This window comes from Pandoraea sp. 64-18, assembly GCF_001899225.1.
In the GTDB taxonomy this organism is placed as follows: domain Bacteria; phylum Pseudomonadota; class Gammaproteobacteria; order Burkholderiales; family Burkholderiaceae; genus Pandoraea; species Pandoraea cepalis.
In genome coordinates this window covers 142,314-165,997 of the sequence record NZ_MKVU01000020.1, presented here as the reverse complement: position 1 = coordinate 165,997, position 23,684 = coordinate 142,314, and the positions used below count along the sequence as shown (strand labels likewise).

The window sequence follows — 23,684 nt, the reverse complement described above, 5'->3', positions numbered from 1 at the left end:
CGGAACGGGGCGGCAGCTCGCCGCCTCACTCCGAGAACAGCTCGAACAGGAGCGCGCGCATCCACTGGCTTGCCGGTTCGCGGTGATAGCGCGCGTGCCAGAACAGGTTGATCTGGACGTCCGGTAGGTCCAGCGGATGGTCGACGTAACGCAAGCCGAAGTGCTGCGCGCTGCGCTGGGCAAACTTCTCCGTCACCGTGGCGATTAGATCCGTGGCGTGCAGAATGTCGGCGAGCGCGACGAAGTGCGGCACGCGCAGCCGGATGTTGCGCTGTACGTGAGCGCGCGCCATGAAATCGTCGACCCGGCCGTGCCCGGTGCCGGCGGCGACCACCATTACCTGCTCCGCGTGCTCGAAATCCTCGCGCGCCATCCTCGCCGTCGCCGGTCGGTCGAGCGGATGCCCGGGGCGAAACATGCACACATACTTCTGCCGAAACAGACGCCGCTGGAAAAACTCCGTCGTCAGATCCGGCAGATGCCCCACGGCGAGATCCACCTGACCCGCCGCCATCTCCTCCTGCAAGTTGACCGCCGTATTGCGCACCGTGCTGATCGTAATGCCCGGTGCCCGCTCGCCAAGCGCGTGCATGAGCCTGGGCAGGAAGTGCACTTCTCCGATGTCCGTCATGGCGATTTGAAACGCGCGCTGGCTCGTTGCCGGATCGAAGGCGAGCTGACGATTGAAGACCCCGTGCAGCGCATCCAGCGCCGCGGCGACCGGTTCGGCCAGTTCGATGGCCATCGGGGTCGGCAGCATGCCGCGCGAGGTGCGGATGAACAATTCGTCGTTGAACAACTTGCGCAGGCGCGCGAGCGAATTGCTGATCGCGGGTTGCGTCACGCCAAGCGTCTCTGCCACGCGAGACACGCGTCGCGCGTTGTACAGATGCTGGAAGACCACCAGCAGGTTCAGGTCGACGGAATGCAGGTCCATGGGAAGGAACGCGTCTCGATGCTCAGTTAAATCACTGAGATTTATAGGACATATAACCTGAATTCTATTGGTTTATAACGCGGCTTGCGAGATGCTTCTTGCAAACGGCGTCCAAACGCCACGCGCGGTGCCCGAGGCGGGTGCCGTCAGAACGGAGACCCTCCCCATGCAAGTTCACGTGCAGCCACTCGGCGAACGCTTCGAGGTCGCGCCCGGCGACAATTTGCTCAAAGCCCTCACCGATCGTCAGATCCCGATGTCGTACAGTTGCCTGTCCGGACGCTGCGGCACCTGCCGCTGTCGCGTCGTTTCGGGGGCCGTGCGCGAAGCCGAAGGCGTCGAATATCGTCATCACGATGGCGATGGCGATGGTCTGGCGGGGCGGGCGGGGCGCACGGCATCCCCTGCGCGTTACGTGCTCGCGTGCCAGTCGACCGTCCACGGCGACTGCGAGATCGCCTTGCCGGATGTCGATGAAGTCGTCGTGCATCCCGCGAAAATTCTCAAGGCGACGGTGCTCGCGATCGAACCACTGACCCACGACATCAAGCGCGTGGTGCTCACGACGGCGAAGCCGCTCAGTTTTTCGCCCGGTCAGTACGCCACGCTGCAATTCACCCCCGCGCATATCCGGCCATATTCCATGGCCGGACTCGATGCCGACGACACGCTCGAATTTCACATCCGCCGGGTGCCCGGTGGGGCCGTGACCGGCTATGTCGACGAACAGCTCAAGGTCGGCGATGCCGTGCGGGTATCGGGCCCGCTTGGCACGTCGTATCTGCGCACGCGGCACGACGGGCCGATGCTTTGCGTCGCCGGCGGCACCGGCCTGGCGCCGGTGCTGTCGATCGTGCGCGGGGCGCTCGCCCGTGGCATGACCAACCGCATCGACATTTATGTCGGCGCGCGCTCGCCGGCGGACGTGTATGGCCTTACGTGGCTGCGCGAACTCGCGTCGCGTCACGACGGCATTCGCCTGCATGTCGTGACGACGACCGACGCTCCGGGCGCACCCATCACACCCATCGCACCCGACGCACCGAATCCGGGATTCCGCCTGGGGCATGTCACGCACGCGCTCGCTGCCGATTACGTCGGCCCCGATGCGCTCTCGGGCTGGCGCGCCTATTTGTGCGGCGCGCCGCCGATGGTCGACGCCGCCACCCGGCTGCTGCGCGAGCGCGGTGTTGATGCCGCCCATATCTATGCCGACGCGTTTTACGCGAAGGTGGCATGACGGCCGGTGAAGTTCCCGCCAGCAGCGCACTGGCGCGTTCCCGGTCTTTCCCGCATCCCCCTCAGGAGACGATCATGAGTACCACACCGCAGACTGCCGAGTTCGACCCGGCGCCGTGCGCCGGCGCGCAGCCGTCGGATGTCTGGCCCGCCGAGGGCTCGAGCCGCATCCCCTTTCGCGTCTATACGGACGCAGAACTGTATCGGCGCGAGCTGGACGCCTGCTTCTACCGCAACCACTGGAACTACGTCGGGCTGGAAGCCGAAGTGCCGAATCCGGGCGATTTCAAGCGCACGGTGATCGGTGAGCGCTCCGTCATCGTGACGCGAGATGCCGCGGGGGACATCAACGTCGTCGAAAACGTCTGCGCGCATCGTGGCATGAAGTTCTGTCGCGAAAAGCGCGGCAACCGCACGGACTTCCACTGCCCATATCACCAGTGGAACTACGACCTGAAGGGCAATCTGCAGGGCGTGCCGTTCCGGCGCGGCGTGAAGCAGGACGGCAAGATCAACGGCGGCATGCCGAAGGATTTCAAGCCGGAAGATCACGGCCTCACCCGGCTCAAGGTCGCCACGCGCGGCGGCGTGATTTTCGCGTCATTCGATCACGACATCGAATCCCTCGAGAACTTTCTCGGGCCGGAGATCTGCGCCTACTTCGATCGACTGTTCAACGGGCGAAAGCTCAAACTGCTCGGCTACAACAAGCAGCGCATCCCGGGGAACTGGAAGCTGATGCAGGAGAACATCAAGGACCCCTACCACCCAGGTCTCTTGCACACGTGGTTCGTCACGTTCGGGTTGTGGCGCGCGGATAACAAATCGCGTCTGGTGATGGACGAGCACGGGCGTCATGCCGCGATGGTGTCCACGCGCGGGCAGGGCGGTGGCGGGGAAGTGACCTCGGGGGTGTCGAGTTTCAAGGCGTCGATGTCGCTCAACGACACGCGCTTTCTCGACATCGTGCAGGAAGACTGGTGGAAGGGGCCGACGGCCGTGCTCATGACGCTTTTCCCCAGCGTGATTCTGCAGCAACAAGTCAACTCGGTCTCGACGCGTCACATCCAGCCGCGCGGCCACGATGCGTTCGACTTCGTCTGGACGCATTTCGGTTTCGAAGACGACACCGAGGAAATGACGCAGCGCCGTTTGCGTCAGGCCAATCTGTTTGGCCCGGCCGGCTTTGTGTCGGCCGACGACGGCGAGGCCATCGAGTGCTCGCAGGAAGGTTTCGCGCAGAAGCCCTGGCACCGCGCCCTCGCCGAGTTGGGCGGCACAGGGGTGGAGAACACGGAACACATGGTGACGGAAACCCTGATTCGCGGCATGTACGCCTATTGGCGCCGCGTCATGGGCGTTTGAGGAGACGACGCGATGGTGGATTTTGCAACGTTTCAGGCCGTGATCGACCTCAACGCCGCTTATGCGGCGGCGCTCGACACGCAGCAGTGGGATGCCTGGCCCGACTTCTTCCTGGATGACTGCGTGTATCGCATTCAGCCGCGCGAGAATTTCGAGATGGGCCTGCCGCTGGCGACCCTGTCGTTCGAGAGCCGCGGCATGCTGCGCGATCGCATCTATGGCATTCGCGACACGCTGTTCCACGACCCTTACTACCAGCGCCACGTGATCGGACTGCCGGCCATTCGGCGACGCGACGACGACACGCTCCAGGTCGAGGCCAACTACGCCGTATTTCGGACGAAGCCGGATCAGCTCACCGACATTCTGTCGGTCGGGCGCTATCTGGACGTCGTCAAACGAACGGGCGACGGATGGAAATTCGCGTCCCGCCAATGCATTTTCGACAGCGAGATGATTCCCAACTCGCTGATCTATCCGATCTGAAGCGAGGCACACGATGAGCGGCAACTGGATTGAGGCGGCGTCGCGCGACGCCATTCCCGAGGACGACGTGATCGGCGTGATCGTGGGCGGACGGGAGATTGCCCTGTACGGCGTGGACGGCGAGGTGTATGCCACGGACAACGCCTGCACACACGGAAACGCCCGCCTGTGCGACGGCTTTCTCGACGGGCACGAGATCGAGTGCCCTCTGCATCAGGGGAAATTCGACGTGCGAACCGGCGCAGCGATGTGCGCGCCGCTCACCGCAGCAGTGAGGCGCTATCCGATTCGCATCGAGGCCGATAAGGTCTACGTCGATCTGAGCTAACGCTTTTGCCGTGAGACCGGTGGGTTGCCCCGCCTAGGGGCAACACGACTGCACGGGCCGCCTATCGAACTTGAGAGGGTTCGGGGCGGCCCGTCGCATTTCCGCGGCGGGGCCGCCGGTCAACGCTACGGTGGGGAGCGATGTGCACATGGCGAAGTATCATTTGTTGCATTTTTATTTTGTATGAAACAAATAATATTCATGCGTGAATCGCATAGCTGTCACGGATTCGGTTTGCACAGTCCTTAAACAACCCGTTCATTCCGATACTTAACTCGCGACGATTGAGTCGTGGTTGACCGGCCGGCTGCATAGGAATGCCGAGTCAAATTGGTCGAATGCGTAATGGGTTTCCGCAGAGCAACAATGTCCGGTCCCATTTTAATTTGGGAGCGGAATATATCGATGAAGCCAGGTAGCAAATGGATTAAACGCCATCGCGTTTCAAAAAGCTGCCGGGCCGGAGTGGAATGCGGCGTCGGTTTTGATATTCGCAAAGCGAACTGCAAAATTCACCGGTGCGTGTTGCATTGTTGCGACGCAATAAAAAACCCGGCCGGAGCCGGGTCTTCAATACGACGAGCGGCGCTACCTCAGGCGGGCGCCTGAATGTTCGAAGCCTGCTTGCCCTTCGGGCCTTGAACGACCTCGAACTGCACCTTTTGACCTTCCTTGAGGGTCTTGAAGCCGTTCATCTGAATAGCCGAGAAGTGCGCGAACAGATCTTCGCCACCCTCATCCGGCGTGATGAATCCAAAACCCTTGGCGTCGTTAAACCATTTGACCGTACCGGTTGCCATACGAACTTCCCCTGAACAATTACGACTACTACATATCACCGCAACAACGAGCACATCTGAAAATCCCGCCGGCTGGCGGCGGCTTCTTAGGCTCACCCAGGCATCTTTTCTTTTAAAACCCTTATTGAGGAAAAGCGCCACGTTGATTGTTTTCGCTAACTACCAATAGTGTCAAGCCCTTTTTGAACGATAGAAGTTGTGCTCGATCAGGTTTTACCCTGATGCTTGTGCGCGCGCCGGGCCTGCGGAGACACGCCCTTGAAATTTGGGTTAAGCTGACTCATATGGGTGTGGCACGCCCCGGTGGTCGGGGCTGCGGCGCCTTGCTGGACAACGCGCGGAACGACGAGTGTTGGCATTCCGGTGGACGACCGGACGGCAGGCGGCAATCGGGACGCCGATGGCTTGCTGAACCCGGGAGTTGTTTAGAATCCACGTATGGCAACCTTACCGACAACGCATGACGACACCGTACAGGAGCGGCAGGAGCAACAGCTCAAGCCGCCATCGATGTACAAGGTGGTACTGTTGAACGACGATTTCACCCCGATGGAATTCGTGGTGATGGTCATTCAGGAATATTTCAATAAGGACCGGGAGTCTGCCACGCAGATCATGCTCAAGGTTCACCGAGAGGGCAGGGGAGTTTGTGGGGTCTTTACGCGCGACGTCGCGGCGACCAAAGTTGAGCAAGTTGTTAGCCATGCAAGGCAGTCCGGGCACCCGCTGCAGTGCGTGATGGAGGAAGCATGATTGCCCAGGAATTGGAAGTCAGCCTGCACATGGCGTTTATGGAAGCGCGCCAGGCAAGACACGAATTCATCACGGTCGAGCACCTGTTGCTCGCCCTGTTGGATAACCCGACCGCTGCCGAAGTGTTGCGCGCCTGCGCCGCAAATCTTGAGGATTTACGGCAGAACCTGCGCAACTTCATCGCCGACAATACGCCGACGGTGCCGGGTAGCGACGAGGTCGACACACAGCCCACGCTCGGGTTCCAGCGCGTGATTCAACGCGCCATCATGCACGTGCAATCGACTTCCAACGGCAAGAAGGAAGTGACGGGCGCCAACGTGCTGGTCGCCATCTTCGGTGAAAAGGACTCCCACGCGGTCTACTACCTGCAGCAGCAGGGCGTGACGCGTCTGGATGTCGTCAATTTCATCTCTCACGGCATTACCAAGACGGGCGCGCCCGGCGAGTCGGCCAAGGCCGGCGAAGGCAGTGCCGAAGGGGAAGAGGGGGCGAACGCCAAGGAGAGCCCGCTCGCGCAGTACACCCAGAACCTCAACCAACTGGCGCGCGACGGCAAGATCGATCCGCTCATCGGGCGCGAGGCGGAAGTCGAGCGCGTGGTGCAGGTGCTGTGCCGCCGCCGCAAGAACAACCCGCTGCTCGTCGGCGAAGCCGGCGTGGGCAAGACAGCCATCGCAGAAGGCCTCGCCTGGCGCGTGACGCGCGGCGAAGTGCCCGAGATCCTGCAGGACGCCACCGTCTACTCGCTCGACATGGGCGCGCTGCTCGCCGGCACGAAGTATCGCGGCGACTTCGAGCAACGCCTGAAGGCGGTGCTCAAGGAACTCAAGGAGCGCAACAACGCGATCCTGTTCATCGACGAGATTCATACGCTGATCGGCGCGGGCGCCGCGTCGGGCGGCACGCTCGACGCCTCGAACCTGCTCAAGCCGGCGTTGTCGTCGGGGCAGCTCAAGTGCATCGGCGCCACGACCTTCACCGAGTATCGCGGCATTTTCGAAAAGGACGCCGCGTTGTCGCGTCGTTTCCAGAAGATCGATGTGAACGAGCCGACCGTCGAGCAGACCGTGCAGATCCTGCGCGGGCTGAAGTCGCGTTTCGAAGAGCACCACGGCGTGAAGTACTCGTCGAGTGCACTGTCGGCCGCGGCCGAGCTGTCCGCCAAGTTCATCACCGACCGTCACCTGCCTGACAAGGCCATCGACGTGATCGACGAAGCCGGCGCCGCCCAGCGCATTCTGCCGAAGTCCAAGCAGAAGAAGACGATCGGCAAGGGCGAGATCGAGGACATCGTGTCGAAGATTGCGCGCATTCCGGCGCAGAGCGTGTCGGCCGATGACCGCGGCAAGCTCCAGACGCTCGACCGCGACCTCAAGAGCGTGGTGTTCGGGCAGGACCCGGCCATCGACGCCTTGTCGGCCGCAATCAAGATGTCGCGCGCCGGGCTGGGCAAGACGGACAAGCCGATCGGCGCGTTCCTGTTCTCGGGCCCGACCGGTGTCGGCAAGACCGAAGTCGCGAAGCAGCTCGCCTTCACGCTGGGCATCGAGCTGATCCGCTTCGATATGTCGGAGTACATGGAACGTCACGCGGTGAGTCGTCTGATTGGCGCGCCCCCGGGGTATGTGGGGTTCGATCAGGGCGGGCTACTCACCGAAGCCGTCACGAAGAAGCCCCATTGCGTGCTGCTGCTCGACGAAATCGAGAAGGCGCACCCGGACATCTTCAACGTGCTGCTCCAGGTGATGGACCACGGCACGCTCACCGACAACAACGGTCGCAAGGCGGATTTCCGTAACGTCATCGTCATCATGACGACGAATGCGGGCGCGGAGACGATCAACCGCGCGAGCATCGGTTTCACGAACGAGCGTCAGGCCGGCGATGAAATGGCCGACATCAAGCGCATGTTCACGCCGGAGTTCCGCAACCGTCTGGACGCGATCATCAGCTTCAAGCCGCTCGACGAACAGATCATCCTGCGCGTGGTCGACAAGTTCCTCATCCAGCTCGAAGACCAGTTGCACGAGAAGAAGGTCGAAGTGGTCTTCACCGACAAGCTGCGCGCGTTCCTGGCGAAGAAGGGCTTCGATCCGCTGATGGGTGCGCGTCCGATGCAGCGTTTGATCCAGGACACGATCCGTCGTGCGCTGGCCGACGAATTGCTGTTCGGGCGTCTGACCAGCGGCGGGCGCGTCACCGTGAATCTGGATGAGCACGATCAGGTACAACTGTCGTTCCCGCAGGATGGCAACGCCCGTGCCGAACCGGAAGCGGCCGAAGTCGAGTAATCGTCACGGCATCGCCCAATGAAAAAGCGCCGCTTCATGCGGCGCTTTTTCGTGGTCCTCGTCGGCCGGGTCGCGCCGCCGCCGCGTGGCGTCAGTGCTTGCCGGTGCTGCCGAAACCGCCCGCGCCGCGATCGCTCTCGGGGAACGCGTCGACGAGGTTGAACGTGGCCTGCACGACCGGCACGATCACCAGTTGCGCCAGACGCTCGAACGGATTCAGCACGAACGGCACATGACCCCGGTTCCAGGTCGAGACCATCAATTGGCCCTGGTAATCCGAGTCGATCAGTCCCACTAGATTGCCAAGCACGATGCCGTGTTTGTGGCCGAGGCCCGAGCGCGGCAGGATCAACGCAGCGTAGCCGGGATCGGACAGATGAATCGCCAGCCCCGTCGGCACGAGCACCGTCTGTCCCGGTTCAATGGTCATCGGTGTGTCGAGGCACGCCCGGAGATCGAGCCCGGCACTGCCCGGCGTGGCATAGGCGGGCAACTGCGAGCGCAGGCGTTCGTCGAGAATCTTGACGTCGAGGTTCATGGTCGTATGGCGTTGGATGAGGGATGGCTGTCGAAAAATGCGGCCAGGGACGCTTCGCGCACAGGCGGGCGCGTCTCCGGTGCCCGTCAGTCGGCGCTGCGCAACGAAAACGCTTGCGCGAGCAGTTCATGTGAGCGCAGCCGGGCGCGATAACTGCCGGCCACGGTCAACACGACAATTTCGTCGGCCTCGAACTGTTCCTGCAACGCCAACACGCGTTCAGTCACGCGCTCTGGGGTGCCGATGATACTACGCGGCTTCTCGCGCGCGATCACGGACAACTCCCGCTCACGATACTGTGCCATGGCCTGCGCGCCTTGCTCAAGGCTCGGAATCGGCTCGTTCATGCCGTAAGCCATCTGCACGCGCCGAAGGTCTACGCCGGCCTCCAGGGCTTCGGCCTCGGCGTCGGTATCGGCACAGATGACGAAGAGCGCCACGGCGCAATAGGGTTTGCGCGGCGCGCCCGGCGTGAAGCGCTCGCGGTACGCCTGCGTAACGCGATGGCCATCATGGGCATTGATGAAGTGGGCGAAGCAGTAGCGCAGACCGAGCTGCGCGGCAAGCAGGCCACCGAACTCGCTCGAGCCCAGTACCCACAGCTCGGGGCGTGTTGCCACCGCCGGCTGCAGCAGCACGTCGCGGTATGGGTGATCGTCGGCCAGCGTGTCGTTGAATAGGCCGGCCAGCTCTGCCACCTGTTGCGGGAAGTGCTCGCCGGCGTCGTACGGCCCTTTCGCCACGGCGCGCGCCGTGCGCATGTCGCCGCCGGGGGCACGTCCGACGCCAAGGTCGATGCGATTCGGAAACAACGCCTCGAGCGTCAGAAATTGCTCGGCCAACTTGAACGGGCTGTAGTACGGCAGCATGACGCCGCCCGAGCCGACCCGCAGGTGCTTCGTCACGCTGGCGAGCCGGGCGATCATGACCTCCGGTGCCGGATTGGCCACACCACGCAATCCGTGATGCTCCGCGCACCAGTAGCGCGTGTAGCCCAGGTCGTCGGCGGCCTGCGCCAGTTCCACGGTCGCTGCGATGGCGTCCGCCACACTGTGGCCGTGAATTACGGGAGTTTGATCGAGGATCGACAGCTTGATGCGTGCCGCGGCCGTAGTCGTCATGAATTCGAGGCTCCAAGTCGATGGCGTCGGGCCATCGACGTCGTCGTGGTGCGGAATCAGTGGCCGCTGCCGGCGGACGAATCCGCCGGTGTCGCGACCGGGCCTGCGTGCGGCAGGCGCGCAATCATGAGAATCGCGACGATGCCGCCGAGGGCACCGCACAGGAAGATCGAGGCATAGCCGAAATAGTTGGCGACGAGACCGGCCATCGGACCGATCAGCCCAAGCGCCAGATCGAAGAATGCCGAGTAGGCCGCCAGCGCCGCGCCGCGGTTCTGCGGCGGGACCTGACGCAGCGCCTCCACGCCGAGGGCCGGGAAGACCAGCGAGAAGCCCACGCCGGTGAGTCCGGCGCCCACGAGGGCCATGTCCGGGTTCACCGCGCCCCACAGCAGGAACTGGCCGATGGCGCTGAACACGAGCGAGGCCATAGCCACGCGGCGTCCGCCGAATCGATCGACGGCGTGCGCGAGCACGATCCGTATGCCGATAAAGCATGCGCTATAGAGCGTGAGCGCGAACGCGGCACCCGACCAGCCGTGGCTCGCATAGTACAGCGTGATGAACGCGGCAATGACGGCATAGCCGATGCTGCCCAGCGTCATGGCCAGTCCCGGGCGCCATACCAGTCCCACCACACGGAAGAACGGCAAGCGATTCCCGCCAATGGGCGCGGCTGCTGGCAGACGCAGCGCGATCGCGAACGCGATGGCGGGCAGCGCGATGTTCACCAGCGAGACCGCCGTAAAGCCGGCCGATTGCAGCAGGTAGGCCCCGAACGGGGCACCGATGGCGATCGCCGTGTACATGGACACGCCTTGCCACGAAATCGCCTTGCTGGCGTGGGCGGCGCCGAGCAGGCCGATGCCCCACGACATGCCGCCGGTCAGGATCAGGCTTTCGCCGAAGCCGAGCACAACGCGTCCCGCGATGAGAATGCCCAGCGCAAGTGCCGGGTGCGGCACCATCGACGCCGCCAGATAGAGCACGCCCGCCACGCCGCAGCCGCACAGGCCGGTCAGCACGGCGCGGCGCGGGCCGCGGGTGTCGACGGTGCGTCCGGCGTAGGAGCGCAGCAGCAATGTGACGACCGACTGGATGCCGATGGTCACGCCCACCACGAAGGCGCCGTAGCCGAGCGTTTCGTGCACGTAGACCGGCAGTACGGGCAGCGGCATGCCGATCGTCATGAAACCGAAGAACATGATTGCGGCGAGCATGCTCAGGGTCCCGTAGACACTGACGGCGGGCCGCGCGGAGGTAGGAGGTTGCGTCATTGGGCTTGTTATTGTTTGCGATGGCCTTCGAGGGCCGACGGCGGAAGGGCCGAAGGGCCGCGGTGCTGAGGCCGTGACGTCGAGCGTTGCCGCCAGTCTGTCAGCGTCGTCGGACAACGACGATGACAGACGAGACACCGATGAGACGGTGTGCGGCACGTGGTTGGGCGCAGACGATCGTCAGCCCGGCGCGCGCGAGGGAAGCCGGGCGGCGATTTCGGCGATCAGGCGTTGGGCGAGCGATGCCTTGTCGGCACGCGGCAGGTGTTGCTGCCCGGCCTCGTCGAACAGGATGACCTCATTGTCGTCCTGCCCGAACGTGGCCGGCCCGAGATTGCCGACGAGCAGCGGCACCTGCTTGCGTTTGCGCTTCTGGGCGCCATGCGTCTCCAGATCGCCTGACTCGGCTGCGAACCCCACGCAGTAGGGCGGCGTCGGCAGCTGCGCGACGGCCGCGAGGATGTCGGGGTTCTGCACGAATTCGAGCGTCGGCACGTCGGCGTCGCCCGCCTTCTTGATCTTGTCGCGGGCCACATCGCGCACGCGCCAATCGGCCACGGCGGCCACCGCGATGAAGATGTCGTTGTGCGAGATGTCGGCCATCACGGCGTCATACATTTGCTGCGCCGTCTGGACGTTGCGGCGCGTGACACCGTAGGGCGTCGCCAGCGAGCACGGGCCGGCGATCAGATGCACCTCGGCACCGGCCTGCGCCGCGGCACGCGCGAGCGCGAAGCCCATCTTGCCGCTGGACAGGTTGGTCAGGCCGCGGACCGGGTCGATGGGCTCGAAAGTCGGGCCGGCGGTAATTAGCACGCGGCGCCCGGCGAGTCGCTTGGGCTGGAAGAAGCTGGCAAGCGCCTCGAACAGGTCCTCCGGTTCGAGCATTCGTCCGTCGCCGATTTCGCCGCAGGCCTGCTCGCCGCTGCCGGGGCCGAGGATCGCGACGCCATCGCCGCGCAGCGTCGCCGCATTGCGCTGAGTGGCCGGGTTGGCCCACATCTGACGGTTCATCGCGGGCGCCACCAGCAGCGGGCAATCGCGCGCCACGCACAGCGTGGACAGCAGATCGTCCGCCATGCCGTGCGCGAGCTTGGCGAGAAAGTCGGTGGAGGCCGGGGCGATGAGAATGGCGTCGGCCTCGCGCGAGAGGTCGATGTGCGCCATGTTGTTGTCGATGCGGCCATCCCACTGACTGGTGAAGACCGGGCGGCCCGAGAGCGCCTGCATCGTGAGCGGGGTGATGAATTGCGTGGCGGCCTCGGTCATCACGACCTGCACCGTCGCACCGGCCTTGATGAGCAACCGGGTGAGTTCGGCCGACTTGTAGCAGGCAATGCCGCCGGTCAGGCCGAGAACGATGGTCTTGCCCGCAAGTTCACCGCGATCCATAGGAAGTGCCTCCTCCAAAGTGCTGCGCGGCGCCTCCTGGGCGCCGCGACGGTGTTTTGCCTCGATCCGCGGTGCGCTATTTGCCGCGCCGCACGCGTCGCAGCTCGTCGATCACCAGCAGTACGGCGCCCACGCAAATTGCCGAGTCAGCCATGTTGAACGCCGGCCAATGCCTGCCGCCGACGTGAAAGTCCAGAAAGTCGATCACGTGGCCGTAGATCACCCGATCGATCACGTTGCCCAGCGCGCCGCCCAGAATCAGCGAGAGCGACAGGCAGAACATCTTCTGGCCGTGATGGCGCTTGAGCAGGAAGATGATCACGGTCGCCGCCACCAGACCGAGCAGCGTGAAGAACCAGCGCTGCCAACCGCCCGCGGCCGCCAGGAAGCTGAACGCCGCGCCCTTGTTGTACACCAGCACCAGATTGAAGAACGACGTCAACGGATGAAACTCGCCGTACTGGAACGTCTTCAGAATCGTCAGCTTGGTGACCTGATCGATCAGGATCGCGATGACCGCGACCCCAAGCCACGGGGCCAAGCCATAAGCGGCGCCACCCCGCGCGCCCCCATTGCCATTGCTGCGTCGTGCGCCCGTACGGGCGCCTGCCTTGCTTGCCATTATGCCGCGCTCCGGTGTTCGCCGCTGCCGAACAGATTCGACACGCAGCGGCCACAAAGGGTGGGATGGGCCGCGTCTGCGCCCACGTCTTCACGATAGTGCCAGCAACGCTCGCACTTCTGGTGCGAGGACGGCGTGACCATCACGCCTTCGTCGGCTTCGGTCGCCACCTGCGTGACGGCCGCCGCCGATGTGATCAGCACGAAGCGCAGGTCGTCGCCGAGGCTCGCCAGCACCTCGTACTTGCGCCCCGAGACGCGCACGTCGACTTCGGCCTGCAGCGACGAACCGATCTGCTCCGCCGCGCGTGCCTCTTCGAGCGCCTTGGTGACGTCGCCGCGCACCGTGCGCAGGAGGTACCACTTCTCAAGCAGACGCGAGCCTTCCGCGACGTCCGGATAAGCGTAGTACGTCTCCGTGAAGATCGTGTCATTGCCCGGCTGGAACACCTGCCATGCTTCTTCGGCCGTGAACGACAGGAACGGGGCCATGAGCTTGAGCAGGCCATGCGTGATGTGGTACAGGGCGTTCTGGGCGGCGCGGCGGGCCGGCGAGTCCGGTGCGCTCGTGTACAGACGATCCTTCAGAATGTCGAGGTAGAAGCCGCCGAGGTCCTCGGAGCAGAACGTCTGGAGCTTGGCCACGACCGGATGGAACTCGTAGCGGTCGTAGTGGCCGAGCACTTCGGTTTGCAGCGACTGGGCCAATGCCACGGCGTAGCGGTCGATTTCCAGCCATTGGTCGGCCGGCAGCGCGTGCTTCGCGTGGTCGTAATCGGCCAGATTCGAGAGCAGGAAGCGCAGCGTGTTACGGATACGGCGATACCCTTCGGTGACGCGCTTGAGGATTTCGTCCGAGATCGACAGCTCGCCCGAGTAATCGGTCGACGCCACCCACAGGCGGATGATTTCGGCACCGAGCTTGTCTGCGACGTCTTGCGGCAGAATCGTGTTGCCGATCGATTTCGACATCTTGCGGCCCTGACCGTCGACCGTGAAGCCGTGCGTGAGCAGCGCCTTGTATGGCGGGCGGCCGTCGATCATCGAGGCCGTGAGCAGCGACGAATGGAACCAGCCGCGGTGCTGATCCGAGCCTTCCAGATACAGGTCGGCCGGGAAGCCCAGCTCATGCGCGTGCGAGCCGCGCAGCACATGCCAGTGCGTCGTGCCCGAGTCGAACCACACGTCGAGCGTGTCGCGGTTCTTCACGTAATCCTTGGCCTCGTCGCCGAGCAGCTCAACCGGGTCGAGCGTTTGCCACGCTTCGATGCCTTCGGTTTCCACGCGCTTGGCCACGGCTTCGAGCAGTTCCGGGGTGCGCGGATGCAGCGCGCCGGTTTCCCTGTGCACGAAGAAGGCCATCGGCACGCCCCATTGGCGCTGGCGCGAGAGCGTCCAGTCCGGGCGGTGCGCGATCATGTTGTGCAGACGCTGCTTGCCCCACGCCGGGAAGAACTCGGTGGCTTCGATGCCGGCGAGCGCGATCTCGCGCAGGGTGTTGCCGCCGCCCGGCGCGCCGTCGACCGGCTTCACGTCCATGCCCGCGAACCACTGGTTCGTCGCGCGATAGATGATCGGGGACTTGTGACGCCAGCAGTGCATGTAGCTGTGCGTGTACTTGAACGAGTGGAACAGTGTACCGGCTTCGCGCAGCGCTTCGACGATCTGCGGGTTGGCGTCCCAGATAGACTGGCCGCCGAACAGCGGCAGGCTGTCCTGATAGTGTCCGTCGCCCAGCACCGGCATGCGGATATCCGCGTCGGACATGCCATGCGCCTTGCACGACACGAAGTCTTCCACGCCATAGGCGGGGGCCGAGTGGACGATGCCCGTCCCCGTTTCGGTCGTCACGTAGTCGCCGAGATAGACCGGCGAGGTGCGCTCGTAGCCGGCGTCGGCCGTCGACAAGGGGTGACGGAAGCGGATCAGCGAGAGCGCTTCGCCCTTCGTGCGCGCGACGATGTCGCCGTGCAGGCCGTAAGTCTTCAGGCAGTCTTCAACGCGTTCGCTTGCCAGAATCAGCAGACCGCGCTCGGTCGAGACCAGCGCGTATTCGACTTCCGGGTGAACATTGAGCGCCTGGTTCGACGGGATCGTCCACGGGGTGGTCGTCCAGATGACGATGTGGCCGTCTTCGCGCGGCAGCTTCGGCAGGCCGAAGGCCTTCGCGACTTTCTCCGGCTCGGCGAAGGCAAAGCCGACATCGATGGCCAGATCGGTCTTGTCCTTGTACTCGACTTCCGCTTCGGCGAGTGCGGATCCGCAGTCGAAGCACCAGTTCACCGGCTTCAGACCACGGTAGACGTAGCCGTTCTCCATGATCTTCGCGAGCGCACGAAGCTCGTTCGCTTCGTTCGAGAAGTTCATGGTCTTATACGGGTTGTCCCAGTCGCCGAGCACGCCCAGACGCTTGAAGTTGGGCTTCTGGCGTTCGATCTGTTCCGCCGCGTAGGCGCGCGCCCTTTCCTGTACTTCGCGCACCGGCAGGTGCTTGCCGAACTGCTTTTCGATCTGGATTTCGATCGGCATGCCATGGCAATCCCAGCCCGGTACATAGGCGGCGTCGAAGCCCGCCAGGCTGCGTGCCTTGACGATCATGTCCTTGAGGATCTTGTTGACCGCGTGGCCGAGGTGGATGTCCCCGTTGGCATACGGCGGGCCGTCATGCAGGATGAACTTCGGACGGCCTTTGCTTGCGCGGCGGATCTTGTCGTAGATCTTCTTGTCCTGCCATTGCTTGACCCACTGAGGCTCGCGCTTGGGCAGATCGCCGCGCATCGGGAACGGCGTGTCCAGCAGGTTGACGGGATATTTGCTCGGGGCTTTCTTTTCGCTCATGGGGCTTCGCTACGAATTTGGAATATCAGGTGTAGGGCGCTCGCGCCGTTGGCGTTGCAGGCGGGCCTTGTGGGCCGGAAGCGGCAACGCCCGGGCAGGTGCCAGTGGCGGCGGCGGGCCGCGCGCGAGGCGCTGGGCGCCGGCGCACGCGGGCGAAGATCAACTAATTCGGTCGGTAGCTGAGGTGGCAAAGTCGCGTCGTGCGCTCGGGCTGTTGGCATCAAGCGCATGCGCGAAGTAGGCGCGCGCCTCGCGCGTGTCTTGCGCGATGGCCGCTTCCAGTTCGGCCAGACCGTCGAATTTGGCTTCGTCACGCAGCTTCTGCAAGAATTCCACACGCACCAGCTTGCCATAACAATCGCCGTCGAAATCGAGCAGGTGGACTTCGAGCAGCACGCGCCCGGAATCGTCCACGGTCGGGCGCCAACCCAGGCTGGCCACGGCGGGCAGCGGTCGGTCCGCCAGGCCATGCACCTGCACGACGAAAATTCCCGTCAACGCCGGATGCTTGTGGGCGATGCGCAGATTGAGCGTCGGGAAGCCCAGCTTGCGGCCGAGCTTCATGCCATGCACGACGTGGCCCGTGATCGCGTACGGACGGCCGAGCAGCGCGTGGGCGCGCTCGAAATTGCCGTCGGCGAGCGCCGTGCGCACTTCGGAGCTGGAAATCCGCACGCCGTCGTGTGCGAAGGTCGGCATTTGTTCGACGACGAAATCGAAGCGACGGCCGGCATCGCGCAAATATTCGATGTCGCCCGCGCGTTTCGCGCCGAAGCGGAAGTCGTCGCCCACGAGCAGCCAGCGGGTGTGCAACCCGTCGACGATGATATTGCGCACGAAGTCTTCAGGCGACTGGCCGGCGAAATGGGCGTTGAAGTGTTCCACCACCAGGCGGTCGACCCCATGCGAGCGAAGCGCCTCGAACTTGTCGCGCAGGTTGGAAATGCGCGCGGGCGCCCGGTCGGGCATGAAATACTCACGGGGATGCGGCTCGAACGTCATCACGCACACCGGTAGGCCGCGTGCGGCCGCCGAGGCGCGAACGCGAGCGAGCAGCGCCTGGTGGCCCAGGTGCACGCCGTCGAAATTGCCGATCGTCAGCACGCAGGGCGCTTTGCTCTGCGCGTTGGGTAGACCCCGGAAGACTCGCACGATAATGGAAGCGTCAGGTCAGGACGTCGAATTGAGCGTTGGTGGATAATCCCGCGCGGCGCGGATGCGAAGACCCACCGGCCTGCGGCGACGGGGCGAGCCCAGGGCGGCGCAGGACGGCCGATCCGACATTGCGGCGCCGCAGAACGTTGAATTATAAACGCTTCGGGGCCATCGCGGCGCACGACGCGGTCAATGCCACGTGTCTGGTGCGTCGCACCAATGATAAAATCCTGCGATGAAGAACATTGTCATCCTGATTTCCGGACGAGGCAGCAACATGCAGGCCATCGTCCGTGCCTGTACCGCAGAAGGCTGGCCGGCCCGCGTGGCGGCCATCATCACCAATCGCGCCGACGCCGAAGGCCTGGCATTCGCCCAGGAAAACGGCATCGCTACGGCCGTGGTGCCCAGCCAGGGCAAGACGCGCGAGGCGTTCGACGCCGAACTTGCCGCCGAGATCGATCGCCATCAGCCCGATGTGGTGGTGCTCGCCGGCTTCATGCGCATTCTGACGCCGGGCTTTACCGAGCGCTACGCCGGCCGACTCCTGAACATTCACCCGTCGCTGTTGCCTGCCTTCCCGGGTCTGCAAACGCACGCCCGCGCGCTCGACGCCGGCTGCAAGGTCGTGGGCGCAACCGTGCATTTCGTCACGGCCGAGCTCGATCACGGCCCGTACATCCTGCAGGCGGCCTTGCCGGTGCGGGCAGGAGACACCCCCGAGACGCTGGCCGAGCGCATTCTGCCGCTGGAACACATCATTTATCCGCGCGCCGTGCGCTGGTTCGTGGAAGATCGTCTGGTCGTGGCCGATGGCCGCGTGACGACCACGCCCGGGGCCGACGGCACGCCCGATCCGCAATGGCTTTTTGGTGAGGACGCATGAGCACCCGCCCGACACAGCGCCGCGATGGCGCCAATCAATCCGGTCATCGCGCCGGTGGCCGATCCACCGATACCCGTCAGCCGTCAAAGGGCGGGCAGGCGGGAGAGCGTCAGGAGCGATATGTCCGCCCTGACCGCTACGACCGTTCACGCAACGATCGCCGCCCGGAGGCGCCGCCCGCCGAGACGGCCCGCATGCGCGGCGAGCACCTGTCGCCCGCACTCTTCGAGCACACGCAACGCCTGCTCGGCAGCGTGCTGACGTTCAGCGGTCCGGCCGATACGCTTGTGAGCACGTACTTCCGCGCCAACGCCAAGCTGGGCCACCGCGAGCGCGGTGTGCTGGCGGAAACGGTCTTCGCCATTCTGCGCCGCAAGCTCGAATTCGGTCAGCATGCAGGCAGTGGCTCCGGGCCGCTGGAGCGACGCCTGGCATTGCTCGGTCTGGCGTTCACGCGCGGTCTGGCGTCGGTGCAACTGGTGGCAACGCCCGATGAAGTCTCGTGGCTCGAGCACGTCGGTCAGATCGACCCGGCCAGCCTGTCTGCTCGCGTGCGCACCAATTTGCCGGAATGGCTCTATGAGCGTCTGGCCACGCGATTCGACGGCACTGAACTCGAAGCGCTCGCCGCGGCCCTTAACCAGCCCGCGCCGCTCGACTGCCGTGTGAACGTGGTCAAGGCGAACCGGGACGATGTGCTCGCGCAACTGCGTGTGGACGGCTTTTCGGCCGAGCCGACGCCGTTCGCGCCCAACGGCATTCGTCTGGCCGGCAAGCCTGCACTGCAAAAGCATCCGCTGTTCATTTCCGGTGCGATCGAAGTTCAGGACGAGGGAAGCCAGTTGCTGTGCCAATTGGTCGCGCCGCGTCGCGGGGAGATGATCGTCGACTTCTGCGCCGGGGCCGGCGGCAAGACGCTCGCCATCGGCGCGCAGATGCGTTCGACGGGGCGCCTTTACGCGTTCGATATCTCGGAAAAGCGCCTGGCGAAGCTCAAGCCGCGTCTGGCGCGCAGCGGCCTGTCGAACGTCTATCCGGTCATGATCGACAGCGAGAACGACAGCAAGATCAAGCGTCTGGCGGGCAAGATCGACCGCGTGCTGGTCGACGCCCCTTGCAGTGGGCTTGGCACGCTGCGTCGCAATCCGGATCTGAAATGGCGTCAGTCGCCACAGTCGGTCGCGGAGCTCACGCAAAAGCAGGCGTCGATCCTCGCGAGCGCAGCACGTCTGGTGAAGCCGGGCGGCCGTCTCGTGTACGCTACGTGCAGCCTGCTGAACGAAGAGAACAGTGCCATCGCCGAGGCGTTTGCGGCCGCACATCCGGATTTCGCGCTGTTACCGGCGAATGCGTTGCTTGCAGCGCAGAAAATCGACATCGACACGGGCGAGTATCTCGAATTGCTGCCGAACCGCCACGCGACCGACGGCTTTTTCGCCGCCGTGTTCGAGCGACGTTCGGCGTAACGCTGTGCTCGGCGTCGGCTAACAAAAAACAAGAAGAGAGAGAGCGATGCAGGAAAGTCCGGCTTTCGCGAGATTGGTGCGTGATGTCGTGCGTGATGTCGGCGAACCGCAGGTCGTCTGGCAGGTCGTGGCGCTCGCGCTCGCGCTTGTCGTTGCCTTCGTGCTGCGGCGCTGGATGATCGGCCGGCTCGACCGTCATTTCGAGCGTGTCGCACCGGCGCGCCGGGCGGGGTCGTCGAGCCTGCGTCGCGCCTTCTTCCCGATTTTCGGCTGGATCTGCGTGGCGCTCACGCGCGTGGTGCTGCAGGACTACACGCACGTCTCGCTGCTGATGCTCGCGGAGGTGCCGCTCTTCGGCACTGCGCTCATCTATCTGGCGTTTTATTTCGCGCGCCGATTGTTCGCGTCGTCTCCCCACGCGTCGGGGCTGCTGAAAGTCTTCGAGCGCGTTTTCACGGCGCTCGCCTGGCTGTCAATGCTGGCGTACGTGCTCGGTGTCCACGACGACATCCTGAAGTGGCTCGCCAGCGTGCGCTTCGCCGTGGGCTCGAGCCATCTGACGTTGCTCTCGATCCTCTCCGGCCTGCTCTGGATCGGCGTGACGCTCGTGCTGGCGATGTGGGTGGGGGCGCTGATTGAAGACCGGATCATGCGCACGGCCACGCTCGACGGCAATCTGAAGGTGGTGCTTTCGCGGCTGGTCAAGGGCGTGCTGACGCTGATTGCGGTGCTCACGACGCTGTCGTTCGTCGGCATCGACGTTACGGTGCTCGGGGTGTTCGGCGGCGCGCTCGGCGTGGGGCTGGGCTTCGGTTTGCAGAAGATCGCGTCGAATCTCGTGTCGGGCTTCATTATCTTGCTCGACCGCTCGGTGCGCATTGGCGACCTCATTACCGTCAGCCCGTACCACGGCACGGTTTCGCAGATCAATACGCGCTATACGGTCGTTCGGGGGCTGGACGGCGTCGAAGCCCTGGTGCCGAACGAGCAACTGGTGACGAACGTCGTCCAGAATCACTCCTTTACCGAGACCCGCGGGCGCGCCAAGGTCAATGTGCAGGTGGCTTACAGTGCCGACGTCGAACTGGCGATGTCGCTGATGCTCAAGGCGGCCGTGGGCATTCCCCGCGTGTTGGCCGATCCGGCGCCTTCGGCGTTGTTGTTGAACTTCGGCGCGGATGGGATGGATCTCGAAATGGGCTTCTGGGTACAAGATCCGGCTCAGGGCAGTGGCGCGATTCGTTCTGAGATCAATTTGCGGATTTGGCGCACTTTTCGTGAGCATGGTATTGAAATTCCGTATGCGCAGCGCGAAATACGCATTCTGAATGATTGGACCGATGGCGTGCCGGTCGGCGGTGCGCATCCGACGGTGTTGCCGGCAGAATCGTCTGAACGCGCGCCACAGCCGGCCGAAGACGGCGCCAAGCGGCCTGCATAGCCCGGAATTGATGCTTTTCCCCGGGCAGCGGGTTGACCTGCGACAAAATGCGTGGCGGGGACGTTACACACGGGCGTCAGTCCGTCAGGTAAAATGCTTGCCAAACCATAAAAACCCGACGTTCACTGGCACGTTTTCCGCCCATCTCGCCCCGGCATTCAGCAACTAGCCGATCTTCAGCGAATCCAAGCGTCAAGCGAGCTCAAGAACGAGACCTGACGCGACGGCCATCGATGCCCTACCGGCCCGACAAGACAAGACACGGCAGCGATGCCGTGATTGCTACCGTATTGATTAGTTTGGAGTGATATTTTGCTGGACAGTCTCCTTGGATTCATCTCGACCGGCCTGCTCGACTGGAGCGGCTGGAAGATCACCTTGTTCACGTTGATCGTCACCCATGTGACGATCGCGGGCGTGACGATCTACCTGCACCGTTGCCAGGCGCACCGCGCGCTCGACGTGCATCCGATCGTCGCCCATTTCTTCCGTTTCTGGCTGTGGATGACCACTGGCATGGTCACCAGCGAGTGGGCTGCCATTCACCGCAAGCACCACGCCAAGTGCGAAACGCCGGAAGATCCGCACAGCCCGCAAACGCGCGGCCTGTGGAAAGTGCTGGCCGAAGGGGCCGAACTCTATCGCGCCGAAGCGAAGAACGAAGAAACGCTGCGCAAGTTCAGCCACGGCACGCCGAACGACTGGATCGAGAATCATCTCTACAAGCGCTATCCGATTCTGGGTGTGAGCTTCATGATGATCATCGACATCGCCCTGTTCGGCGCGGTCGGCCTGACGGTGTGGGCCGTGCAGATGGTGTGGATTCCGTTCTGGGCGGCCGGCGTGGTCAACGGTCTGGGCCACTATTGGGGTTACCGCAACTTCAATTGCGCGGACGCGTCGACCAACCTGCTGCCGTGGGGCATCATCATCGGCGGTGAGGAGCTGCACAACAACCACCACACGTACGCGACGTCGGCCAAGCTCTCGAACAAGTGGTATGAGTTCGACATCGGCTGGCTCTATATCCGTGTGTTGTCTGCGCTGGGTCTGGCCAAGGTGAAGAAGATCGCGCCGACGCCGAAGCTCGCGAAGAACAAGGCAGCGTGCGACGACGACACGCTGCAGGCCGTGCTCTCGAACCGCTACGAAGTGATGGAGCGATACGCCAAGACATTCAAGCGTGCCTACGGTCAGGAACTGGCGCGCTTCAAGGAAAAGCGTCAGCTTGGCGAGTATCAGTTGCTGCGTGGCGCGAGCAAGTGGCTGCATCACGACGAAGCTTCGCTGCAAGAGCCGCAGAAACAACAGTTGGGCGAGATCTTCGCGCACAGCAATGCCGTCAAGACGTATTACGAACTGCGTCGTGAGCTGGCCGGCATCTGGGAGCGCTCGAATGCATCGCGCGAACAGCTCCTGGGCCAGTTGCAGAACTGGTGCCATCGCGCGGAACAGAGCGGTATTCACGCGCTGCAGGAGTTTGCGACGCGTCTGCGCCGTTACGCATGAACGGGCTCAGCCAGAAATTCGTTTTTGACGCATAATCAAAACCCCGCCAAGGCGGGGTTTTGTCATTCCCGGTCCCCCCGCGGGCCACGTGAAAATGAACGCCTCAATCAAATCCGTACAATTCGAGCGCCCCGCACCGAGCGGCGCCACGTGTGTTGCCCATGCGTGGGCACGGGTCCCGGATGCGCCATCGCAAGTAGAACGCGCAGCCCTCAAGGCCCGAATCAAGCGCCTGCTCGTAGAGCAGAATGCTGTGCTGGTGGCCCATTACTACGTCGACGCCGACTTGCAGGATCTCGCCGAAGAGACGGGCGGTTGTGTGGCTGACTCGCTCGAAATGGCCCGTTTCGGCCGAGACCATTCAGCCAAGACGCTCGTGGTGGCCGGCGTGCGTTTCATGGGCGAGACCTCGAAGATTCTGAGTCCCGAAAAACGCATTCTGATGCCCGATCTCGATGCGACCTGCTCGCTCGATCTCGGTTGTCCCGCCGACGAGTTCGCTGCATTCTGTGATGCGCATCCCGACCGAACGGTCGTCGTGTATGCGAATACCAGTGCTGCCGTGAAGGCGCGAGCCGACTGGATGGTGACGTCGTCGATCGGGTTGGAAATCGTGGCGCATCTGCACGCGCAGGGGAAGAAAATTCTCTGGGCGCCGGATCGTCATCTGGGCAGTTACGTCCAGAAGCAGACGGGCGCCGACATGCTCTTGTGGCAGGGCGCTTGCCTGGTGCACGACGAATTCAAGGGGACCGAGCTGGAAGTGCTGCGTCGGGAATTTCCGAACGCCAAGGTGCTGGTGCATCCGGAGTCGCCCGCCTCGGTCGTCGAACAGGCCGATGTGGTGGGTTCGACGTCGCAGATGATCACGGCCGCTCAGACGATGGCGGCAACCGAGTTCATCGTGGCGACCGACAATGGCATTCTGCACAAGATGCGCGCTGCGGCGCCGGGCAAGCGTTTCATCGAAGCGCCGACGGCCGGCAACAGTGCCACGTGCAAGAGCTGCGCCCACTGCCCTTGGATGGCAATGAACAGTTTGCAGAATCTGGCCGACGTACTGGCGTCGGGGCGCAATGAGATTCACGTGGATGCGGAGATCGGCCGTCGCGCCCACACCTGTATCGACCGAATGTTGAAGTTCGCCGAGGCGCGCAAGCAGAACGTCCGCGCCAGTGGCGATTTCGCGCGCGATGGTGCGCTGTTTGCCGGCGTGGGCCCCGCATGATGACGTCATC

Annotated in this window: 20 protein-coding genes; 11 read left to right on the top strand and 9 right to left on the bottom strand. The window is 63.7% G+C overall.

The window, feature by feature from the left end; translation table 11 throughout:
* Positions 1-25 precede the first annotated feature (25 nt).
* Positions 26-937, bottom strand: coding sequence for a LysR family transcriptional regulator (locus tag BGP02_RS17785; RefSeq protein WP_017232764.1), 912 nt, complete (start codon positions 935-937; stop codon positions 26-28).
* 166 nt (positions 938-1,103) lie between these two features.
* Between BGP02_RS17785 and BGP02_RS17780 the strand changes: the two genes are divergently transcribed.
* The 4 genes from BGP02_RS17780 to BGP02_RS17765 all read left to right on the top strand — a co-directional run bounded on the left by BGP02_RS17780 (position 1,104) and on the right by BGP02_RS17765 (position 4,355).
* The gene (locus tag BGP02_RS17780; RefSeq protein ID WP_286798926.1) at positions 1,104-2,177 is read left to right on the top strand and encodes a 2Fe-2S iron-sulfur cluster-binding protein; all 1,074 of its coding nucleotides are present in this window, start codon (positions 1,104-1,106) and stop codon (positions 2,175-2,177) included.
* Positions 2,178-2,251: 74 nt separating this feature from the next.
* Positions 2,252-3,541: an aromatic ring-hydroxylating dioxygenase subunit alpha gene (locus BGP02_RS17775; RefSeq protein WP_017232766.1), complete on the top strand. Its 1,290-nt coding sequence runs from the start codon at positions 2,252-2,254 to the stop codon at positions 3,539-3,541.
* A 12-nt stretch (positions 3,542-3,553) separates the two neighbouring features.
* Entirely contained in the window at positions 3,554-4,027 is a 474-nt protein-coding gene (locus BGP02_RS17770; RefSeq protein ID WP_261938056.1) for an aromatic-ring-hydroxylating dioxygenase subunit beta, read from the top strand.
* 13 nt (positions 4,028-4,040) lie between these two features.
* Positions 4,041-4,355, top strand: coding sequence for a non-heme iron oxygenase ferredoxin subunit (locus tag BGP02_RS17765; RefSeq protein WP_017232768.1), 315 nt, complete (start codon positions 4,041-4,043; stop codon positions 4,353-4,355).
* 593 nt (positions 4,356-4,948) lie between these two features.
* Here the strand turns inward: BGP02_RS17765 and cspD are convergent.
* Positions 4,949-5,155 (bottom strand): cold shock domain-containing protein CspD, encoded by a 207-nt coding sequence (cspD, locus tag BGP02_RS17760; protein WP_017232769.1) that lies wholly within the window; start codon positions 5,153-5,155, stop codon positions 4,949-4,951.
* A 438-nt stretch (positions 5,156-5,593) separates the two neighbouring features.
* Between cspD and clpS the strand changes: the two genes are divergently transcribed.
* Together clpS and clpA are read left to right on the top strand one after the other, a co-directional pair.
* Positions 5,594-5,908, top strand: a complete 315-nt coding sequence (gene clpS / locus BGP02_RS17755; protein ID WP_010807118.1) for an ATP-dependent Clp protease adapter ClpS — start codon at positions 5,594-5,596, stop codon at positions 5,906-5,908.
* Entirely contained in the window at positions 5,905-8,202 is a 2,298-nt protein-coding gene (gene clpA / locus BGP02_RS17750; protein ID WP_017232770.1) for an ATP-dependent Clp protease ATP-binding subunit ClpA, read from the top strand. Before clpS ends, clpA begins: the two co-directional genes overlap by 4 nt.
* A 91-nt stretch (positions 8,203-8,293) precedes the next feature.
* Here the strand turns inward: clpA and dut are convergent, their stop codons facing one another.
* The 7 genes from dut to BGP02_RS17715 form a co-directional block, all read right to left on the bottom strand.
* The gene (gene dut, locus BGP02_RS17745; RefSeq protein WP_017232771.1) at positions 8,294-8,740 is read right to left on the bottom strand and encodes a dUTP diphosphatase; all 447 of its coding nucleotides are present in this window, start codon (positions 8,738-8,740) and stop codon (positions 8,294-8,296) included.
* An 86-nt stretch (positions 8,741-8,826) separates the two neighbouring features.
* Positions 8,827-9,861, bottom strand: coding sequence for an LLM class flavin-dependent oxidoreductase (locus BGP02_RS17740; RefSeq protein WP_017232772.1), 1,035 nt, complete (start codon positions 9,859-9,861; stop codon positions 8,827-8,829).
* A gap of 56 nt (positions 9,862-9,917) precedes the next feature.
* Entirely contained in the window at positions 9,918-11,138 is a 1,221-nt protein-coding gene (locus BGP02_RS17735; RefSeq protein WP_083902226.1) for an MFS transporter, read from the bottom strand.
* A gap of 180 nt (positions 11,139-11,318) precedes the next feature.
* On the bottom strand, positions 11,319-12,530 hold the full coding sequence (gene coaBC / locus BGP02_RS17730) for a bifunctional phosphopantothenoylcysteine decarboxylase/phosphopantothenate--cysteine ligase CoaBC (protein WP_017232774.1): 1,212 nt from the start codon (positions 12,528-12,530) through the stop codon (positions 11,319-11,321).
* Positions 12,531-12,606: 76 nt separating this feature from the next.
* Entirely contained in the window at positions 12,607-13,152 is a 546-nt protein-coding gene (gene lspA / locus BGP02_RS17725) for a signal peptidase II (RefSeq protein ID WP_286798924.1), read from the bottom strand.
* A complete protein-coding gene (gene ileS, locus BGP02_RS17720; RefSeq protein WP_017232776.1) occupies positions 13,152-15,989 on the bottom strand; it encodes an isoleucine--tRNA ligase in 2,838 nt (945 codons plus the stop codon). The genes lspA and ileS overlap by 1 nt, the downstream gene beginning before the upstream one ends.
* 159 nt (positions 15,990-16,148) lie before the next feature.
* Complete coding sequence (locus BGP02_RS17715) at positions 16,149-17,141, bottom strand: bifunctional riboflavin kinase/FAD synthetase (protein ID WP_026131737.1); 993 nt, start codon at positions 17,139-17,141, stop codon at positions 16,149-16,151.
* Positions 17,142-17,379: 238 nt separating this feature from the next.
* On the opposite strand from BGP02_RS17715, the gene purN reads away from it, so the two are divergent.
* From purN to nadA, 5 genes are all read left to right on the top strand, one after another.
* Positions 17,380-18,030 (top strand): phosphoribosylglycinamide formyltransferase, encoded by a 651-nt coding sequence (purN, locus tag BGP02_RS17710; protein ID WP_017232778.1) that lies wholly within the window; start codon positions 17,380-17,382, stop codon positions 18,028-18,030.
* A 194-nt stretch (positions 18,031-18,224) separates the two neighbouring features.
* The gene (locus BGP02_RS17705; protein ID WP_286799087.1) at positions 18,225-19,496 is read left to right on the top strand and encodes an RsmB/NOP family class I SAM-dependent RNA methyltransferase; all 1,272 of its coding nucleotides are present in this window, start codon (positions 18,225-18,227) and stop codon (positions 19,494-19,496) included.
* A 46-nt stretch (positions 19,497-19,542) separates the two neighbouring features.
* A complete protein-coding gene (locus BGP02_RS17700; protein ID WP_286798923.1) occupies positions 19,543-20,937 on the top strand; it encodes a mechanosensitive ion channel family protein in 1,395 nt (464 codons plus the stop codon).
* A gap of 312 nt (positions 20,938-21,249) precedes the next feature.
* On the top strand, positions 21,250-22,446 hold the full coding sequence (locus tag BGP02_RS17695; protein WP_017232781.1) for a DesA family fatty acid desaturase: 1,197 nt from the start codon (positions 21,250-21,252) through the stop codon (positions 22,444-22,446).
* 94 nt (positions 22,447-22,540) lie between these two features.
* A complete protein-coding gene (nadA, locus tag BGP02_RS17690) occupies positions 22,541-23,674 on the top strand; it encodes a quinolinate synthase NadA (protein ID WP_026131739.1) in 1,134 nt (377 codons plus the stop codon).
* The last annotated feature ends 10 nt before the right edge of the window (positions 23,675-23,684 follow it).

Excerpts from the sequence above, each read along its gene's own strand:
- BGP02_RS17785 (WP_017232764.1), bottom strand. The coding sequence starts at position 937 with ATGGACCTGCATTCCGTCGACCTGAACCTGCTGGTGGTCTTCCAGCAT.
- BGP02_RS17780 (WP_286798926.1), top strand. The coding sequence starts at position 1,104 with ATGCAAGTTCACGTGCAGCCACTCGGCGAACGCTTCGAGGTCGCGCCC.
- BGP02_RS17775 (WP_017232766.1), top strand. The coding sequence starts at position 2,252 with ATGAGTACCACACCGCAGACTGCCGAGTTCGACCCGGCGCCGTGCGCC.
- BGP02_RS17770 (WP_261938056.1), top strand. The coding sequence starts at position 3,554 with ATGGTGGATTTTGCAACGTTTCAGGCCGTGATCGACCTCAACGCCGCT.
- BGP02_RS17765 (WP_017232768.1), top strand. The coding sequence starts at position 4,041 with ATGAGCGGCAACTGGATTGAGGCGGCGTCGCGCGACGCCATTCCCGAG.
- cspD (WP_017232769.1), bottom strand. The coding sequence starts at position 5,155 with ATGGCAACCGGTACGGTCAAATGGTTTAACGACGCCAAGGGTTTTGGA.
- clpS (WP_010807118.1), top strand. The coding sequence starts at position 5,594 with ATGGCAACCTTACCGACAACGCATGACGACACCGTACAGGAGCGGCAG.
- clpA (WP_017232770.1), top strand. The coding sequence starts at position 5,905 with ATGATTGCCCAGGAATTGGAAGTCAGCCTGCACATGGCGTTTATGGAA.
- dut (WP_017232771.1), bottom strand. The coding sequence starts at position 8,740 with ATGAACCTCGACGTCAAGATTCTCGACGAACGCCTGCGCTCGCAGTTG.
- BGP02_RS17740 (WP_017232772.1), bottom strand. The coding sequence starts at position 9,861 with ATGACGACTACGGCCGCGGCACGCATCAAGCTGTCGATCCTCGATCAA.
- BGP02_RS17735 (WP_083902226.1), bottom strand. The coding sequence starts at position 11,138 with ATGACGCAACCTCCTACCTCCGCGCGGCCCGCCGTCAGTGTCTACGGG.
- coaBC (WP_017232774.1), bottom strand. The coding sequence starts at position 12,530 with ATGGATCGCGGTGAACTTGCGGGCAAGACCATCGTTCTCGGCCTGACC.
- lspA (WP_286798924.1), bottom strand. The coding sequence starts at position 13,152 with ATGGCAAGCAAGGCAGGCGCCCGTACGGGCGCACGACGCAGCAATGGC.
- ileS (WP_017232776.1), bottom strand. The coding sequence starts at position 15,989 with ATGAGCGAAAAGAAAGCCCCGAGCAAATATCCCGTCAACCTGCTGGAC.
- purN (WP_017232778.1), top strand. The coding sequence starts at position 17,380 with ATGAAGAACATTGTCATCCTGATTTCCGGACGAGGCAGCAACATGCAG.
- BGP02_RS17705 (WP_286799087.1), top strand. The coding sequence starts at position 18,225 with ATGCGCGGCGAGCACCTGTCGCCCGCACTCTTCGAGCACACGCAACGC.
- BGP02_RS17700 (WP_286798923.1), top strand. The coding sequence starts at position 19,543 with ATGCAGGAAAGTCCGGCTTTCGCGAGATTGGTGCGTGATGTCGTGCGT.
- nadA (WP_026131739.1), top strand. The coding sequence starts at position 22,541 with ATGAACGCCTCAATCAAATCCGTACAATTCGAGCGCCCCGCACCGAGC.